Origin of the sequence: Nocardioides flavus (ex Wang et al. 2016), from assembly GCF_014653115.1 — a bacterium.
Classification (GTDB): domain Bacteria; phylum Actinomycetota; class Actinomycetes; order Propionibacteriales; family Nocardioidaceae; genus Nocardioides; species Nocardioides flavus.
The window spans coordinates 1-16,852 of the sequence record NZ_BNAD01000020.1; the positions used below are offsets into that span (position 1 = coordinate 1).

Here is a 16,852-nt window from a genome sequence, read left to right on the forward strand (position 1 = left end):
GACCCCAGGCACGCCGTTCTCCTGTCACCGGTTCCTGTTCTTCGACAGCTCAGAAACCTAGGCAGGGAGCGGCGTGCCGCCACGACAGGCGCGCTCACCTACCCACAGATGTGTCAGGAGAGCCGGTCAGCCGGGGATCCCTGACGACCAGGATCAGCGGGCGTACGCCGCGAGCTCGCCGGCGAGGTCGGCGTTGGCCCGGCCGACGACGAGCGTCCCGTCGCCGGTGTGCTCCAGGGAGCCGATCTCGGCCTCCTGGTGGATGCGGTTGACCAGGTCGCCGCGCTCGTAGGGCAGCAGCACGTCGAACTCGACCTGCGGGCGCGGCAGCTCGGACTCGATGGTCCGCAGCGCCGCCTCGATGCCCTCGCCGGTCTTCGCGCTGACCACCACGCTGTGCGGCTCGCGGGCGCGCAGCCGGCTGATCACCAGCGGGTCGGCGGCGTCGGCCTTGTTGATCACGATGATCTCGGGGACCTTGTCGGCGCCGATCTCGGCGAGCACCTCGCGCACGGCCGCGACCTGGCCCTCGGGGTCGGGGTGCGACCCGTCGACGACGTGCAGCAGCAGGTCGGAGTCGGCGACCTCCTCCAGCGTCGAGCGGAACGCCTCCACGAGGCCGTGCGGGAGGTGCCGGACGAAGCCCACCGTGTCGGACATCGTGTAGATGCGGCCGTCACTGGTCGTCGTGCGCCGGGTGGTGGGGTCGAGGGTCGCGAAGAGCGAGTCCTCGACGAGCACGCCGGCGTCGGTGAGCCGGTTGAGCAGCGAGGACTTGCCGGCGTTGGTGTAGCCGGCGATCGCGACGCTCGGGATGTGGTTGCGGCGGCGCGACTGCCGCTTGACCTCGCGGGTCCCGCGCATCTCCTTGAGCTCGCGGCGCAGCTTGGCGATCTTGGTGTTGATCCGGCGACGGTCGGTCTCGATCTTGGTCTCACCGGGGCCACGGCCACCGATGCCCTCGCCGCCGGCGGCGCGACCGCCGGCCTGGCGCGACAGGTTGCCGCCCCAGCCGCGCAGGCGCTGCTTCATGTACTGCAGCTGGGCCAGCTCGACCTGCGCCTGGCCCTCCTTGCTCTTGGCGTGCTGGGCGAAGATGTCGAGGATCAGCGCGGTCCGGTCGACGACCTTGACCCTGATCTTGTCCTCGAGGTTGCGCAGCTGGCTCGGCGCGAGCTCGCCGTCGCAGATGACGGTGTCGGCGCCGGTGGCCTGGACGATCTCGCGGATCGCCTCGACCTTGCCGCGGCCGATGTAGGTCGCCGGGTCGGGCTTCTGGCGGCGCTGGAAGACCGCCTCGAGGACCTCGGAGCCGGCGGTCTCGGCGAGCAGCGCGAGCTCGGCCATGGAGTTCTCGGCGTCGGTGACCGACCCGTCGGTCCACACGCCGACGAGCACGACCTTCTCCAGGCGGAGCTGGCGGTACTCGACCTCGGTGATGTCCTCGAGCTCGGTGCGCAGGCTCGCGACGCGACGCAGGGCGTGGCGCTCGGCGAGCTCCTGCGCGCCGACGGTGAGCTCCTCGGGGTCGGCCTCGTCGTAGTCCTCGTCGGCGTAGCCGGACTCGAAGCCGTCGTCGAGGTCGTCGTCGAGGTCACCGTCGGAGTCGGGCTCGCCGGTGTCGAGCAGCTCGTCGTCGAGCTGGATGGTGTCGTCGTCCCAGCCGCGGGTGGCGTCGAGCGCGTCACGGAGGTTGAAGTCAGGTGCGTTCGTCATATGCCGTCAAGGGTAGGTCGGCGCGCCGACCTGCGCGAACGACTTTGCTCCGTACGTCTCCCGGTGGACGCCGCGGGTCGGGTCAGCGCCGCACACGCACCTTCGTCGAGCGGCTCGACGCGCACTCGGCCACCCCGGGGGCGTAGCGCCCACGCACGACCACGTAGTAACGGCCCGCGCCGCGAGGCGCGCGGGTGCTGAAGCGTCCCGAGGACCTCGTGCGCAGCACGACCAGCTTGGGGTCGCGGCCGCGCTTCGCGCGCTTGAGCACCACCTCGGCACCGGCGTGGCAGGCGGTGGCGCCGGAGCGTACGCGCCCCTCGAGCCGGCGCCCGTCCTTGGCGAGGCGCACCTTCGTCCCGGCCGCCGGGCACCCGGTCGCCGTGGTGGCGGCGACGAGCCGGCAGCCGTCCACGGTGTCGACGCGGCCGTCCCCGTCGGTGTCGCCGTCGCAGGCGTCGCCGATCCCGTCGGCGTCCCGGTCGGCCTGGTCGGGGTTGGCCACGCCGGTGCAGTTGTCGGTGTGGTCCTCGGCGGCGTCGTCGTCGGCGTCGCACGCGGTGTAGCTGATCCGCACCGACCAGGACTCCACCCGACCGCGGAACCCGGCCCAGTTGTCGACCAGCAACCGCCACTCGCCCTGCGCGGTCGTGCCGTCGTGCTCGGCCAGCGGCTCGTCGGGCCGGTAGGTCCCCGCCAGCGACTCCGGGCCGTACGCGGCTGGCGCCTCGTCGTCCCACGTCAGCGGGGCCACCTGCGGGCCGCTGCCGGTGAAGCGTCGCTGCAGGATGCTGGTCGTGACGTGGGCGAGGCGCACCCTGACCTGCGAGGCGTTGTCGTGGACGAGCGACACCTCGACGTCTACGTCCTCCACGCCGGCGGTGGACGCGGGCGCGACGAGCACGAAGTCGGTCGTCGTGAAGGAGTCGCCGGCGGCGGCCACCGCGCCGCCGGTGCCGGTCGTGGTCACCACGCAGGGCACCGGCGCGGCCACCGCCGTCGGCGCCGGGGTCACGACCGAGACGAAGCCGGCCACCAGGCCGGCCGCGGCCAGCCGGGTCATCAGGGGACGCATCGCGTCAGGCTAGACCTGACCGCGGGCCACAGCCACACCCGCGAGCGGTTCAGGCGCGGTGCCGTCCGGCCGGTGCGGTCGGCTCGCCCACCACGGACGCCTGGTCGAGGAACTCGTCGCACGCCGACCGTACGGCATGGGGTGTGTCCGCGGGGCCGACCACGAGCACCCGTACGCCGGCGCCGTGCAGTCGGTGCACGAGCGGCAGCATCGAGGTCATGTCACCGGCGAGGACCACCTCGTCGACGGAGGCCTCCCGGGCGATGTCGACCGCGTCGATGGCCAGCGCCACCAGCGCCTGGTCGTCGTCGGCGGTGAACTGGTGGAACGAGTGCATGCCCTCCCGGCGCAGCCGCTCGACCCACGAGCCGAGGTCCGCGCGACGCCAGTCGCCGTAGGCGCGGCACACGTTGACCGCACCGCGGTCGCCGAGCCGGGCGAGCAGTCCCGCGGCGACGTCCTCGGGGACTCGGCGGGCGTCGACCAGGACGGCCAGCCGCGTGGCGTGCTCGGTGTCCTCCCCGCCCGGACGGTGCGGCAGGGACGGCGTACGCGTCGCTCGGTCGGACGGCGGGTCCGGGGCGGGCTCGGGCTCGGCGGCCGCCTCCGGTCGCGGCTCGGGCTCGGGCTCGGGCGCGCTCTCGACCGCGTCGTCGCGGTCCTCCGGGTCGTCGGGCGTGCTCAGCGGTGGCGGCGCGACCCGTACGACGGCGCGTCGCGCGCCCACCCAGCGGCGTACGAGCGCGGCCAGCTCACCGTCCCTGGCCGTGCTCTCGACGAGGTCAGGGCCCGCGCGGTGCGGCTCCGCCAGATGTGCCATCGTGTGCCCCCCACAGGCCGGATGCGATGAAGACGTGCCCCTGCACCCTCCACCCTGCTCGCGCTCCGGGGGACCGAATGGCCCAGATCGTGGACGTCGGTCTGGACCAGCAGGACCTACCGCCGCTTGACGCGCACGGTGCGGGACCGGTCCGCCGCGCACAGTGCCTCAGCCGCCGAACCGACGGTCACGTAGTAGCGACCGGAGCGACGCGGTGCCCGGGTCCGGAAGGTCCCGTTGGTGCGCGTGGTCATCACGACGAGCTTGCGGTCCGCCCCGCCGCGCTTGCGCCACAGGGTCACCGGCACCGACGAGCGGCACCCGGTGGCCGGCGACTCGACGACACCGCGCAGCCGGTTGCGCTTGACGCGCTGTCGCAGCTCGACCGTGCGGGCGTACGCGCAGCCGACCGTGCAGCCGGGGGCGGTCGCGGCGGGACCGGTCGGGGTGCCCGGGGCGGTGGGCGTCGTGGTGGGTGTGGGGGTCGGCGTGGGGGTCGCCGGAGGTGCGGCGGGGTCCGTGCCAGGCGCGGCGTCGCAGGCATTGCCGGCGCCGTCGCCGTCCCAGTCGGTCTGGTCGGGGTTGGCGACCGAGGGGCAGTTGTCGACACTGTCGGGAACGCCGTCGCCGTCGGACTCGCAGTCCGTGGCCGTCACCGTGACCTCGAACATGTCCAGCCGGAGGCCCGTACCTCCGAAGCTCTCGACCCAGAGGGTCCAGTCCTCGTCGATCGGACGACCGTCGAAGCGCGACAGCGCCTCACGCGGTTGGACGGCGCCTCCTGTCATGTAGGGGGTCCACCACCCACTGGCCTCGTCGTCGAACGTGAGGTCGATCGAGGCAGTCGACTGGGGTGTGCCCTGGAACAGCTCCGCCCCGGCGCCGAACGAGCTGAGCCCCATCGTCACCATGCTTCCCGAGTAGGCCTCGAACCTGACCCGCACGTTCACGTCGGCCACCATCGCGCCGGGCACCGACGGTCCGTAGGAACTGAGGTTGTACTGCTGCGAGCCCATGACCCGCTCTCCCACGGTCCGCGTGTAGGTCTGCGTGCACGGCACCGCGGCCACGGCCGGCGTACCCGTCGAGACGACGGCGACGGCGCCCGTGAGCACCAGTCCGAGCACGAGTCCGAGCATCGCGCCTGCGCGCGTCAGCATCCCCATGACGTGGGGACTACCCCGTTCGGGCGGACCTCAATCCTGCCCGGTCGACGTCATCCGGGTGGTGTCACTTGGGGGGCATCCGGATGCCGCCGTCGACGCGGATGGTCTCGCCGTTCATGTAGGAGTTGGTCAGGCACTCCACGACCATGCTGGCCAGCTCGTCGGCGCGGCCGAGGCGCTTGGGGAAGAGCACGTTCTGCCCGAGGTTGGCCTTGAACTCGTCGGGGTTCGGGAACGCGTCGTAGATCGGGGTGTCGATGAGCCCGGGGGCGACGGTGTTGAGGCGGATGCCGGCGGCCGAGAGGTCGCGGGCGACGGGCAGGGTCATCCCGACCACGCCGCCCTTGGACGCGGAGTAGGACGCCTGGCCGATCTGGCCGTCGAAGGCGGCGACCGACGCGAGGTTGACGATGGCGCCGCGCTGGCCGTCCTCGTCGGGCTCGTTGCGGCTCATCACGGTCGCGGCCTGGCGGGTCACGTCGAAGGTGCCGATGAGGTTGATCTCGACGACCTTGCGGAAGGCGTCGAGGTCGTGGGCCTGCTCGAGCAGCCCGTCGCGACCGATGGTGCGCTGGGCCCAGCCGATGCCGGCGGAGTTGACGCACGCGCGCAGCGGCGCGATCTCGGCGGCCGCCTCGACGGCGGCGGTGACCTGCGCGGTCCGGGTCACGTCGACGGAGGCGAAGACGCCGCCGATCTCGGCGGCCAGCGCCTCGCCCTTCTCGGCGTTGAGGTCTGCGACGAGGACCGTCGCACCCCGGGCGGCGAGGGCGCGGGCGACGGCGGCACCGATGCCGCTCGCGCCGCCGGTGACGATGGCGGTGGATCCGGTGATGTCCATGCCGCGAAGCCTAGGCGGCCGGCGGGGCCGTGCGAGCACCGGCTCCGGCGGACTTGATTGACGTCAATTCAATCCATGCGGGACTGCTCAGAGGTCGGTCGTCCCCTCCGCGACCAGCACGGCCGGGCCCGTCATGAGCACCCGGTCGTCCTCGGTCCACTCGACGCGGAGCGTGCCCCCGGGCAGGTCCACGCGGTAGACGGTGCCCCGTGGGGCGCCGTCGGCCAGGGCCGTGGCCACGGCGACCGCGCACGCGCCGGTGCCGCACGAGCGGGTCTCCCCCGACCCGCGCTCGTGGACGCGCATCGCGACGTGGTGCTCACCCCGTCGTACGACGAACTCGACGTTGACGCCCTCGGGGTAGACCGCGTCGTCGTGCTCCGGGGGCTCGAGGAGCGGGCCGGCCTCGGCGAGGTTGTCGACGAACGCGACGGCATGGGGGTTGCCCATCGAGACGTGGACGGCGGGCCACGAGCGACCCATCACCGACACCGACGTCTCCCCCAGCACCTGCGGGCGGCCCATGTCGGCGGTCAGCTCGTCGCCGGCGCGGTCGAGGACCTTGACACCGTCGCGGGTCTGGATCCGCATCGGGAACGGCTCCCCCTCGTGCTCGTGGAGGTAGCGCGCGAACACCCGGATCCCGTTGCCGCACATCTCGCTGACCGAGCCGTCGGCGTTGCGGTAGTCCATGAACCAGCCGTCACCGCGGCGTACGGCGCGCAGCACCCCGTCGCCACCGATGCCGGCGCGACGGTCGCACAGCGCCCGCACCCGCTCGGCCGACATCTCCCCGTCGGCACCGCCGTGGACCGTGCCGTCGGGGTCGGGCAGGACCACGAAGTCGTTCTCGGTGCCGTGGCCCTTGAGGAAGCGGTAGCTCACGCGTCCAGTCTGGCAGGTGCCCGGATCAGCGCGGGTCGACCACCTTCGCCGACCCCTTGCCGCGACGACTCGGCTCGGCCACCGCGGTCATCCGCTTGCGCGGTCCGAGCTCGATGGCGGTCGCCGCCCCGATCTCCGCGGCGCTGGTGAACGCGTCACCCGCCGGCACGAGCGTGTGCCCAAGGGCGGTCAGCGCCGGACCGTACGCCGCGATGAACGCCGGCTCGGCCGTGACGTTGGCGGTGTTGCGCTGCGTGGCGCGCGGAGCCGCGACGGCCTCCTCGATCGTCATGCCGAGGTCGATGCGGTTGACCAGCACCTGGATCACCGTCGTGATGATCGTCGAGCCGCCCGGCGAGCCGAGCGCGAGGAACGGCTTGCCGTCCTTGAGCACGATCGTCGGCGACATCGAGCTGCGCGGCCGCTTGCCCGGCTGGATGCGGTTGGGGTCGGCCGGGTCGTAGACGGTCGAGAAGTCGGTCAGCTCGTTGTTGAGCAGGAAGCCGTGGCCCGGCACGACCATGCCCGAGCCGCCGGTCTGCTCGATGGTGAGGGTGTACTCGACGACGTTGCCCCACCGGTCGGCGACGGTCAGGTTGGTGGTGGAGATGTTCTCGGTGTCGGCGTCGGTCGTGCCCTTCGCCGACGACGGCGAGCACACCCCGTCGTACGACGTCACGTCACCCGCGGCGACCGGCTTCTTCGCGGCCTTCGTGGGGTCGAGCGAGCAGGCGCGCTCCGCGGCGAACCGGTCGTCGAGCAGGCGCCGGGTCGGCACGTCGGTGTAGGCCGGGTCCCCGAGGTACTTGCCGCGGTCGGCGAAGGCCAGGGCGCTGGCCTCGAGGTAGTGGTGCAGTGCCTGCTCGGGGGTCATCGCCGACAGGTCGTAGCGCTCGAGGATGTTGAGCGCCTCGCCGACGGTGGTGCCACCGGAGGACGACGGAGCCATGCCGTAGACGTCGTGGCCGCGGTAGGACGACCTCGTCGCCCGCTGGGAGCGGACCTCGTAGTCGCGCAGGTCGCGCGGGGTGAGGTAGCCGGGCGGCACCGGAAGGTCGGTGTTCTTCGTGGTGCGCGGCTCGCGCACCACGTCCGACATCAGCCGTGCGAGACGACCGCGGTAGAACGCCTTCGTGCCCCGCCGTGCGATCGCCTCGTAGGTCTCGGCGAGGTCGGGGTTGCGGAAGATCGAGCCGACCTCCGGGGCGTCGCCACCGCGCAGGAAGAGCTTCCTGGTGTCCTTGAACGCGCGGAAGCGCTCCTCGTTGTCGAGCGTCTGCTGGCGGAAGGTCTCGTCGACCCGGAACCCGCGGCGGGCGACCTTGGTGGCCGGGGCGAGGGACTCGGCCAGCGACCACGTGCCCCACCTCTCCAGCGCCTTGTCCCAGGTCGCCAGGGTGCCGGGCGTGCCGACGCTGACTCCGCTGGTCACCAGCTCGGGGGTGAAGGGGTACGGCTTGCCGGTGTCGGGGTCGATGAAGGCGTCCTGCGGCATCTTGCGCGGGGCGGTCTCGCGGCCGTCGATGGTGCGGACCTTGCCGGACCTGGCGTTGTAGAACACGAAGTAGCCGCCACCGCCGATGCCGGCGCTGTAGGGCTCGGTGACGCCGAGCGTCGCGGCCGCGGCGACGGCGGCGTCGACCGCGTTGCCACCCGCCTTGAGCACCTTGAGCCCAGCCGCGCTGGCCTCGGGGTCGACCGTGCTGATCGCGCCGCCCTTGCCGACCGCGAACGGGTCCTTGACGGTGGGGCGCTCGGACGAGGCGGTCGGCGCCGACGAGGCGGGCGCCGGCTGCGCGGGCGCCGGGGCGGCGAGCAGCGCGGTCGAGACGGCCAGGGCGCCGCCGGCGGCGACGACGGCGGTGACCCGGCGGGCCAGCGGGGACGAGGGGTGGGACGAGGGACGTGACATGGAGGGACCTCCCGAGAGTCGGTCCGCCCACCCTGCTCCTGGTCCGGCGTCTTGTCCACGCCCCCTCGGGTGCGCCTCAGCGCACCACGGCGTAGCGCCCGCACATGAAGTCGCGGTTGCGGGCGACCTCCTCGAGGCGCAGCTCGACGTGGCGCGGCAGGACGGGGGCGCCTCCGCCGAGGGTGACCGGGGCGCACTGGAGCCACACCTCGTCGAGCAGGCCGGCGTCGTGGAGCTGGCCGACGAGCTCACCCCCGCCGACCACCCAGAGGTCCTTGCCGTCGGCGGCCGCGGTCATCTCGGCGTGCACCCGGCGTACGTCGTCGCGGTCGAACCGCACGCTGGGCGGTGCCTCGGGGAAGGTGCGGTGGGTCAGCACCCACGTCGGCAGCGGGCCCCACGGGTCGTCGTCGTGGTCGAGGATCCACTGCCAGGTGGTGGCGCCCATGACGCACGCGCCGATCCGCTCGCGGAAGCCGGGATAGGCCATCGGGCCGTCCTCGTCGAGGTCGCGCGAGGTCAGCCAGTCGAGCGAGTGGTCGGTGGTCGCGATGAAGCCGTCGAGCGAGCAGCCGGTGTAGTAGATCGTCGCCATGCCGTCAGCGTGCCACCGCGCGCCGGTCGTACGCCTGACCGTGCTTGCCCTCCCGGCGCTCACCCGCCGAGGCGTTCGACCGCCTCCACCGCCTTGTCCACCCGCTCGGGGTCGTCGTGCGCGACCCACACGATGCGGGGGTCCTTGCGGAACCAGGAGTCCTGGCGCCGCGCGAAGCGGCGGGTGGCGACCGTGGTCTGCTCGATCGCCTCGGCCAGGCTGCGGTCGCCGGCGAGGTAGCCCATCACCTCGCGGTAGCCGATGGCGCGCGACGCGGTGCGGCCCTCGGCCAGTCCGCGGGCCAGCAGCGCCTCGACCTCCTCGACGAACCCGTCGGCGAACATCTGCTCCACCCGGCGCGCGATCCGCTCGTCGAGCGTCGGGCGGTCGATCTCGACGCCGATCTGCACGGTCAGCGGGTCGGCGTACTCCAGTCGCGGCAGGCTGGCGCTGAACGGGCGGCCGGTGAGCGCGACCACCTCCAGGGCGCGTACGACGCGGCGCCCGTTGTCGGGCAGGATCTGCGCCGCGGCCTCCGGGTCGACGCCGGCGAGGCGCTGGTGCAGGGCGTGGCTGCCGAGGCGCTCGAGCTCGGCCTCGAGCTCGCGGCGCAGCGAGTCGTCGGTGCCGGGGAAGTCGAAGCGATCGACGATCGCACGGGTGTAGAGCGCCGAGCCGCCCACCAGCACCGGGGTGGCGTCGCGCCCGCGGATCTCGGCGATCGCCTCGCGCGCCCAGCCCTGGAACAGCGCGACGGTGGCGGGCTCCGTGACCTCGAACAGGTCGAGCAGGTGGTGGGGGATGCCGCGGCGCTCGGCCTCGGGGAGCTTCGCGGTGCCGACGTCCATGCCGCGGTAGACCTGCATCGCGTCGGTGTTGACCACCTCTCCCCCGAGCCGCTCGGCGAGGTCGAGGCTGAGGCCGGTCTTGCCCGAGGCGGTGGCTCCGACGAGGGCGACGACCGGTCGGGGCCTGGGACGGGACATGCCCCGATTGTCGCAGCGTGGCTAGTCTCGAGGTGTGCCGGAGTCACCACCCGTCGGGGTGGGACGGCTGATCGCGAGGAGGTCCTCATGAGTTTCCTGGACAAGGCGAAGGCCAAGCTCACCCAGGCGGTCGACGAGCACGGCGACAAGATCGCCGAGGGCATCGACAAGGCCGGTGCGTTCGCCAACGAGAAGACCGGCGGCAAGCACGCCGACAAGATCGACAAGGCGACCGGCAAGGCGCGCGACGCGCTCGACTCCCTCGACGGCAAGGACGACGACATCCCGCCGACCCGTCCGTGACCGACCGCTTCGCGCTCGTCCCGGCCTCCTACGTCTACCTCCTCCGCGAGGGCGGCGACGGCACGGAGGTGCTCCTGCAGCAACGCGGCCCGGTGCCCTACATGCCGGGGCACTGGGCCGCTGCCGCCGCCGGCCACGTCGAGCCGGGCGAGACGGCGTACGACGCTGCGCGCCGCGAGGCGCTCGAGGAGCTCGGCATCACGGACCTGTCCCTTGACTTCGCGTTCACGATGCAGCGCAGCCGGTTCGGGCCGGCGGTCGAGGAGCGCGCCGACTTCTTCTTCACCGCGCGGTCGTGGAGCGGCGAGCCGCGGATCGTCGAGGCGGAGAAGGCCACGTCGCTCGGCTGGTTCGGCCTCGGCGCGTTGCCGGAGCCGATGGTGCCGCACGAGGCGTACGCCCTGGCGCACCTGTCGTCGGGCGTCGGCTACCTCGCCTACGGGTGGGGCGACCGCCCGACCGGGGGTGGCCACGCCCCGGCGGCCACGGCAGGATCGGACGGATGACCCAGGGAGGGGAACGATGACCGACAGCGACCTGAGCCCGATGCCCGAGCCCTACGCCGAGGAGCCCCAGCTGGTGCCCGGCGGGGTGGACGCGATCCACGACGACCCGGCCGACAACGGCCTGGCCCGTGACCTCGACCCCGACGGCAACCCCGCCGTCGACGACGTCCTGCCCGACGAGATCTCCGAGCCGGACGACAAGCCCCAGGCCCCGGAGGGCGAGGCCGACGACCAGGAGGCCGCCGCCACCGACGAGTCCGGCGACGGTCCGTCGGCGGGCCAGGAGGCAGAGGACGGCTCGCCGGAGCCGCCGGCCTGAGGTCCCGTACGCAGATCGTGGAGTCCGTGCGTCGGATGTCGGCTCACGGACTCCACGGTCCCGTCGGAACCACCGGTTCACCGGTGGTTCGCACCGACGGGCAGCTCACGCCGCCAGCCCCGTCCACGCGCAGCCGCTGCCGCACGGACGCCCGGGAGGCCAGCCCTCCCGCTCGAGGACGAGCGACACCTTGGCCGCCGTGCTGCACGGCCGGCCGACGACCTGGCCCCACGTGAGGCGGAGCGTGTCCTCGCCGTCCACCGCGGCGTCGAGGTCCCGCTCGAAGTCGCGGTCGCGCTGCTCGGCCGTGTCGTGGAACAGCCGCCCGTCGAGCTCGATGAGCCTGTCGCGCAGCGCGACGTCGCGGTAGACCACGCCGCTCGCGGTCCCGGCGCGCACCTGGCGCCGCCCCGCGGGGAGGCCGTGCGGACGCTCGACGCGCGTGAGGTAGGCGTGCTCCAGCACCGAGCAGGTCCCGTTGGCGACGTCGGCGAGGACCGCCTCGAGGAGCTCGCGACGCGGCGCCCTCCGGCGTCGCGCCAGGGCCTCCTGCATCCTCTCGGCCGTGGTGTGCCTGCCCTGGACGGCGCGCGCGATCGCTCCGACGGCGTCGAGCTCGCCGGCCGTCACGAGCGCCACGTCCAGGGCGGCCTCCTCGTAGCGCATCCGTGGCGGACCCACGTTCCACAGCACCCGGCTCCCGAGGTCGAAGGTCCGCACGACGGTGATGCCGGCGGGCGCGAGCACGCGACGGTCGCGTGCGACCGCGACCTGGATCGGTCCGGCGTCCTCACCGCGGCCGGGGCCGTCCGCCGCCCTCATGGCCGAAGCGCCGTGGAGGGCTGCACCCAGGTCGTCGGCGCGCGGTGCCTCGAGCCGCCGCCGGGTCCCGTGCGAGGCGCAGAACAGCACGGCGGCCCACGCCTGCTGGATCCAGCTCGGCGGGCCGGTGTGGTCGACGTACACACCGGGGAACAGCGGCGTCAGGTCGCGGCGCCGTACGAGTCGGCGCAGGTCGTGTGGCGCGAGGCCCGCGCCCTCCACCTGGCGCCGCGAGATCACGCCGGCCTGCTGGGCGAGGGTCGGTCCGAGACGCTCCATGCCGTACGACGATCCCCGGCGGCGGCGGGCCGCGCGACCCCGTACGCACGATCTGTGGAGAACGTCATCGTGGAGTCCGCGTTCCGAATGCCGGCTCACGGACTCCACGTTCCGGGTGGAACCACCGGTTCACCGGTGATTCCCACCACCCGGGGACCGCGGGCAGCCCTCAGCCGCAGGCAGGCGCAGGAGGCAGGGGCGCAGGTACGCCGACCGCGGGCATCCCGAGCCCCACGGAGGAGGGCGCGGGCGGGGCGGACGTACGCCGCTCCCAGGCGTCACCGGCGCGGGTGCGGCGCACGGACCGGACCGGACCGTCGGCGACGAGGTGGTGGGGCGCGGCGTAGGTGATCTCGACGGTCACCATGTCGCCGGGACGCACGGAGTCCTCGGGCACCTGGGAGAAGTCGGCGGCGAAGTGCACGAGCCGGTTGTCGGGCGCGCGGCCGGACAGGCGGCGCGTCGCAAGGTCCTTGCGGCCCTCGCCCTCGGCGACCATCAGCTCGACGGTGCGCCCGACGAGCGCCTTGTTCTCCGACCAGGCGACGTCCTCGACGACCTCGACGAGCCGCTGGTAGCGGTCCTTGACGACGTCGGCGGGCACCTGGTCCTCGAGCACGGCGGCGGGGGTGCCTGGGCGCTTGGAGTACTGGAAGGTGAAGCACGCCGAGAAGCGCGCGGCCCGCACCACGTCGAGGGTGGCCTGGAAGTCCTCCTCGGTCTCGCCGGGGAAGCCGACGATGATGTCGGTGGTGATCGCGGCGTCCGGGATGGCGGCGCGCACGCGCTCGATGATGCCGAGGTACTTCGACTGGCGGTAGGAGCGCCGCATGTCGCGCAGCACCTTGTCGGAGCCGGACTGCAGCGGCATGTGCAGCGACGGCATCACCGTCGGCGTCTCGGCCATCGCCTCGATCACGTCGTCGGTGAACTCCGCCGGGTGCGGCGAGGTGAAGCGCACCCGCTCGAGGCCCTCGATCTCGCCGCAGGCGCGCAGCAGCTTGGAGAAGGCCTGGCGGTCGCCGAACTCCACGCCGTAGGCGTTGACGTTCTGGCCGAGCAGGGTGACCTCGGTGACGCCCTCGGCGACGAGCGCCTCGACCTCGGCGAGGATGTCGCCGGGGCGGCGGTCCTTCTCCTTGCCGCGCAGCGCCGGGACGATGCAGAAGGTGCACGTGTTGTTGCACCCGACCGAGATCGACACCCACGCGGCGTACGCCGACTCCCGCTTGGTCGGCAGCGTCGAGGGGAAGACCGACAGCGACTCGAGGATCTCGACCTGGGCCTCCTCCTGGACCCGCGCCCGCTCGAGCAGCACCGGCAGCGAGCCGATGTTGTGGGTGCCGAAGACGACGTCGACCCACGGCGCCTTCTTCGTGATGGTGTCGCGGTCCTTCTGGGCCAGGCAGCCGCCGACGGCGATCTGCATGCCGGGCCGCTGAGCCTTGACCGGCGCGAGGTGGCCGAGGTTGCCGTAGAGCTTGTTGTCGGCGTTCTCGCGCACGGCGCAGGTGTTGAAGACGACGACGTCAGGATGGTCGGCCTGCCCCTCGGAGCCGTCCTTGTCGAAGCGGACGTAGCCGGCGTCCTCCAGCAGGCCGCTCAGCCGCTCGGAGTCGTGGACGTTCATCTGGCACCCGTGGGTCTTGACCTCGTAGGTGCGGGCAGCGACGGCTTCCGGGGTGGCGGCGGGTGCAGTGCTCATAGCGGGTCAAGCGTACGGCGGCGTGCGGAGGTGCCCCGCATCGTGCCTGCACGACCGCGCGGGGCGACGGCGCCCGGCACGCGTCCGGACCATCCCGTCTAGTCCAGTCGGGCCATTTCCTCGGATTTGCCACATTGCTCGGTCGAACTTGCCCAAGATCCTCTCGTCAGATACACAAGGCGGTAACACCCGGCGCCCTCCCCCACGGGGCGCCGGGACCGTCCACCGGCCCAGGGAGCCCGCCGTGCAGCTCGAGAGCCAGGCCGACCGTTCCCCGGTAGCCCGCGGGCTGCTCGTCATCGGCCTGGTCGTTACCGTCCTGTTGCTCTCGCTCCTCCCCTCCGACGTCCACGCGGCCGGCAAGAAGGGCGGCAAGCAGTCGACCCGCAGCGGCGCGGTCCGCGCCACGCTTGCCTCGCTCCCCCCGATCGTGCAGCCAGGCACCTCCCCGACGAGCCCGCGCAGCACCGGCAGTCTGGTGGCGACCTTCAGCCCGGCCTCGCCCGGCCAGAAGGTGACCCTCGAGCGCCGCACGGGCAGCGCGTGGAAGGTCGTCGACACCGCCCGCGAGGACGCGTGGGGCTCCGCCGCCTTCGCACCCCGCGCCGGGACCTACCGCGCGAGCACCACCTCCGGCGGCCGCACCTGGACCACCCGCGCGGTGACCACGAGGCGCTGGTCGCCCGCCTTCGAGGACACCTTCTCCGGCACGGACCTCGACCTCTCGGTGTGGAACGACCAGAAGCGCGAGCACGAGAGCGTGTACGCCCCGCGCACCTGCGCCCGGGTCGACCCCGCCGCCCGCCGCGTCGGTGGCGGCGTGCTGCACCTCGGCGTCGCCCTCGACCCCGCGCGCAGCGGCCTGCCGTGCTCGTACACGCACCCCCGCAGCTCGGGCACCAGCCCGTACCTGCTCAACAGCCAGGTCGCGACCGAGCACACGCGCTCGTTCCGCCACGGGATCGTCGCCGCGCGCATCAAGCCGCAGCGCGCCAAGGGCATGCACTCCGGCTTCTGGATGCTGCCGCAGGGCACGACGTACGTCGACGGGGTGCCCGCCGGCGGCACCGAGATCGACGTGATGGAGTTCTTCGGCGAGAACGGTCGCGGCACCGAGACCGTCGGCTCGCACATCCACTACTACGAGCCCGGCTGGAACAAGGTCAGCCTCGGCGACATGTTCCCCAGCCTGCGGCGCTCGCTCAGTGCCCGGCGCTCGTGGTGGCAGGAGTTCCACGTGTTCTCCGTGGAGTGGACCCCCACCGAGTACGTCTTCCGCATCGACGGCCGCGAGTACTACCGCGAGGCCAAGGCCGTCTCGCAGACCCCGCAGTACCTGGTGCTGTCCAACCTCACCTCCGACTACGAGCTCGGCGACCTCACCGCCGACGAGCTCGGCGACACCGCGCAGGTCGACTGGGTGCGGGTCTTCGACGCCACCTCCCACGAGACCTCGCGCGTCACCCACGGCCGCAAGGCGTCCTGACCGCACGGGTCGCCCCCGTCCCTGGGCCCCGCCCACCTAGGCTCACGGCATGCCCCGCCTGCACGCCCTCGAGCTGCTGCCCGACGAGGCCGGGTGCGAGGTCGTACGCCGGCAGTGGCAGGCCCTGCGCGACGCCGGCCTGCCCTCCCAGCTCGACCACCGCGGCGCCACCAACAGCCCGCACGTCACGGTCCTCGCCGCTCCCTCGATCGGCCCCGAGGACGAGCACCGCGCCCGCGAGCTCGTCGCCCCGCTGCTGCCGGCGGACGTCCGGCCCGCAGGCGTCGCGTTGCTCGGCGGCAGCCGCGTCTCGCTCGTACGCCTCGTCGACGTGCCCGACGAGATCGTGCGCGCGGTGCTCGAGCTGCGCTCCCACGTGCCAGGGGTGCAGCACGCCGGATGGCTGCCGCACGTCACCCTCGCGCGGCGCCTGCCGCGCGCCGACGTGGCCGCCGCGCTGGACGCCGTCGGGCACGAGGACACGGTGCTGACCCTCACCGAGCTGCGCCGCTGGGACCCCGAGGCGGGAATCGTCACCACTTTGTGATGGCCCCGACGGGCCGTGGACGATGGCCCGACAGGGCCACGTGCCGATAGGTTGCGGCCATGACCGCGCAGGAAACGGCCCCCGTCAGCGCCGGCCGGGGCGAGCCCCTCGTCGTGCTGAGCGGCGTCCAGAAGCACTTCGGGCAGCTGCACGCACTCAAGGACATCGAGCTCACCGTCACCCGCGGCGAGGTCGTCGTGGTGATCGGTCCGTCCGGGTCCGGCAAGTCCACGCTGTGCCGCACGATCAACCGGCTCGAGACGATCGACGAGGGCACGATCACCCTCGACGGCAAGGACCTGCCGCAGGAGGGCAAGGCGCTCGCCGCGCTGCGCGCCGAGGTCGGCATGGTCTTCCAGAGCTTCAACCTCTTCGCCCACAAGACGATCCTCGAGAACGTCACGCTCGGCCCGATCAAGGTCCGGGGCATGAAGAAGGAGGCGGCGGAGAAGAAGGCGCGCGAGCTGCTCGAGCGCGTCGGCGTCGGCCACCAGGCGGAGAAGTACCCCGCCCAGCTCTCCGGAGGCCAGCAGCAGCGCGTGGCGATCGCCCGCGCCCTGGCCATGGAGCCCAAGGTGATGCTCTTCGACGAGCCGACCTCCGCGCTCGACCCGGAGATGATCAAGGAGGTCCTCGACGTCATGGTCGACCTCGCCCAGCAGGGCATGACGATGATCGTCGTGACCCACGAGATGGGCTTCGCCCGCACCGCCGCCGACCGCGTGGTCTTCATGGCCGACGGCGCCATCGTCGAGGAGAACACCCCCGAGGAGTTCTTCACCAACCCCAGCTCCGACCGCGCGAAGGACTTCCTCGGCAAGATCCTCAAGCACTGAGGACCCACGCACGACCACGCCACAACCACGGGGGCCGGAAGTCATTCCGGCTC

The 16,852-nt window shown here is 72.8% G+C and carries 16 protein-coding genes and 1 pseudogene; 6 read left to right on the forward strand and 11 right to left on the reverse strand.

The annotated features are described in order from the left end of the window. Positions 1–153 precede the first annotated feature (153 nt). The 9 genes and pseudogenes from hflX to miaA all read right to left on the reverse strand — a co-directional run bounded on the left by hflX (position 154) and on the right by miaA (position 9,996). Positions 154–1,716: a GTPase HflX gene (hflX, locus tag IE200_RS19145; RefSeq protein ID WP_229856842.1), complete on the reverse strand. Its 1,563-nt coding sequence runs from the start codon at positions 1,714–1,716 to the stop codon at positions 154–156. Positions 1,717–1,798: 82 nt separating this feature from the next. Then, entirely contained in the window at positions 1,799–2,791 is a 993-nt protein-coding gene (locus IE200_RS19150; RefSeq protein WP_191281088.1) for a thrombospondin type 3 repeat-containing protein, read from the reverse strand. Positions 2,792–2,840: 49 nt separating this feature from the next. Continuing rightward, complete coding sequence (locus tag IE200_RS19155; RefSeq protein WP_191281089.1) at positions 2,841–3,611, reverse strand: NYN domain-containing protein; 771 nt, start codon at positions 3,609–3,611, stop codon at positions 2,841–2,843. Between the two features lie 503 nt (positions 3,612–4,114). Continuing rightward, positions 4,115–4,243: pseudogene (locus IE200_RS20950) on the reverse strand (thrombospondin type 3 repeat-containing protein); the annotation flags it as partial. A 598-nt stretch (positions 4,244–4,841) separates the two neighbouring features. After that, a complete protein-coding gene (locus tag IE200_RS19165; RefSeq protein ID WP_191281090.1) occupies positions 4,842–5,618 on the reverse strand; it encodes an SDR family oxidoreductase in 777 nt (258 codons plus the stop codon). An 87-nt stretch (positions 5,619–5,705) separates the two neighbouring features. Next, the gene (dapF, locus tag IE200_RS19170; RefSeq protein WP_191281091.1) at positions 5,706–6,503 is read right to left on the reverse strand and encodes a diaminopimelate epimerase; all 798 of its coding nucleotides are present in this window, start codon (positions 6,501–6,503) and stop codon (positions 5,706–5,708) included. A 25-nt stretch (positions 6,504–6,528) separates the two neighbouring features. After that, a complete protein-coding gene (gene ggt, locus IE200_RS19175; protein WP_191281092.1) occupies positions 6,529–8,415 on the reverse strand; it encodes a gamma-glutamyltransferase in 1,887 nt (628 codons plus the stop codon). Positions 8,416–8,491: 76 nt separating this feature from the next. Continuing rightward, a complete protein-coding gene (locus tag IE200_RS19180; RefSeq protein ID WP_191281093.1) occupies positions 8,492–9,010 on the reverse strand; it encodes a dihydrofolate reductase family protein in 519 nt (172 codons plus the stop codon). Between the two features lie 59 nt (positions 9,011–9,069). After that, positions 9,070–9,996, reverse strand: coding sequence for a tRNA (adenosine(37)-N6)-dimethylallyltransferase MiaA (gene miaA / locus IE200_RS19185; protein WP_191281094.1), 927 nt, complete (start codon positions 9,994–9,996; stop codon positions 9,070–9,072). An 87-nt stretch (positions 9,997–10,083) separates the two neighbouring features. Here miaA and IE200_RS19190 point away from each other — a divergent pair, with 87 nt between their 5' ends. The 3 genes from IE200_RS19190 to IE200_RS19200 are packed head-to-tail and all read left to right on the forward strand — an operon-like array spanning position 10,084 to position 11,124. Further along, positions 10,084–10,299, forward strand: a complete 216-nt coding sequence (locus IE200_RS19190) for an antitoxin (RefSeq protein ID WP_191281095.1) — start codon at positions 10,084–10,086, stop codon at positions 10,297–10,299. Then, a complete protein-coding gene (locus tag IE200_RS19195; protein ID WP_191281096.1) occupies positions 10,296–10,805 on the forward strand; it encodes an NUDIX domain-containing protein in 510 nt (169 codons plus the stop codon). The genes IE200_RS19190 and IE200_RS19195 overlap by 4 nt, the downstream gene beginning before the upstream one ends. A 16-nt stretch (positions 10,806–10,821) precedes the next feature. Beyond that, the gene (locus tag IE200_RS19200; protein ID WP_191281097.1) at positions 10,822–11,124 is read left to right on the forward strand and encodes a hypothetical protein; all 303 of its coding nucleotides are present in this window, start codon (positions 10,822–10,824) and stop codon (positions 11,122–11,124) included. 105 nt (positions 11,125–11,229) lie between these two features. Here the strand turns inward: IE200_RS19200 and IE200_RS19205 are convergent, their stop codons facing one another. Together IE200_RS19205 and miaB are read right to left on the reverse strand one after the other, a co-directional pair. Beyond that, positions 11,230–12,225, reverse strand: a complete 996-nt coding sequence (locus tag IE200_RS19205; protein ID WP_191281098.1) for a type IV toxin-antitoxin system AbiEi family antitoxin domain-containing protein — start codon at positions 12,223–12,225, stop codon at positions 11,230–11,232. A gap of 169 nt (positions 12,226–12,394) precedes the next feature. Beyond that, complete coding sequence (gene miaB, locus IE200_RS19210) at positions 12,395–13,930, reverse strand: tRNA (N6-isopentenyl adenosine(37)-C2)-methylthiotransferase MiaB (protein WP_191281099.1); 1,536 nt, start codon at positions 13,928–13,930, stop codon at positions 12,395–12,397. A 244-nt stretch (positions 13,931–14,174) separates the two neighbouring features. Here miaB and IE200_RS19215 point away from each other — a divergent pair, with 244 nt between their 5' ends. From IE200_RS19215 to IE200_RS19225, 3 genes are read left to right on the forward strand one after another with little or no spacing between them, the layout of a single operon-like run. Further along, entirely contained in the window at positions 14,175–15,416 is a 1,242-nt protein-coding gene (locus tag IE200_RS19215) for a glycoside hydrolase family 16 protein (RefSeq protein ID WP_191281100.1), read from the forward strand. Positions 15,417–15,465: 49 nt separating this feature from the next. Then, entirely contained in the window at positions 15,466–15,963 is a 498-nt protein-coding gene (locus tag IE200_RS19220) for a 2'-5' RNA ligase family protein (RefSeq protein WP_191281101.1), read from the forward strand. Positions 15,964–16,022: 59 nt separating this feature from the next. Next, complete coding sequence (locus IE200_RS19225) at positions 16,023–16,799, forward strand: amino acid ABC transporter ATP-binding protein (RefSeq protein WP_191281102.1); 777 nt, start codon at positions 16,023–16,025, stop codon at positions 16,797–16,799. The last annotated feature ends 53 nt before the right edge of the window (positions 16,800–16,852 follow it).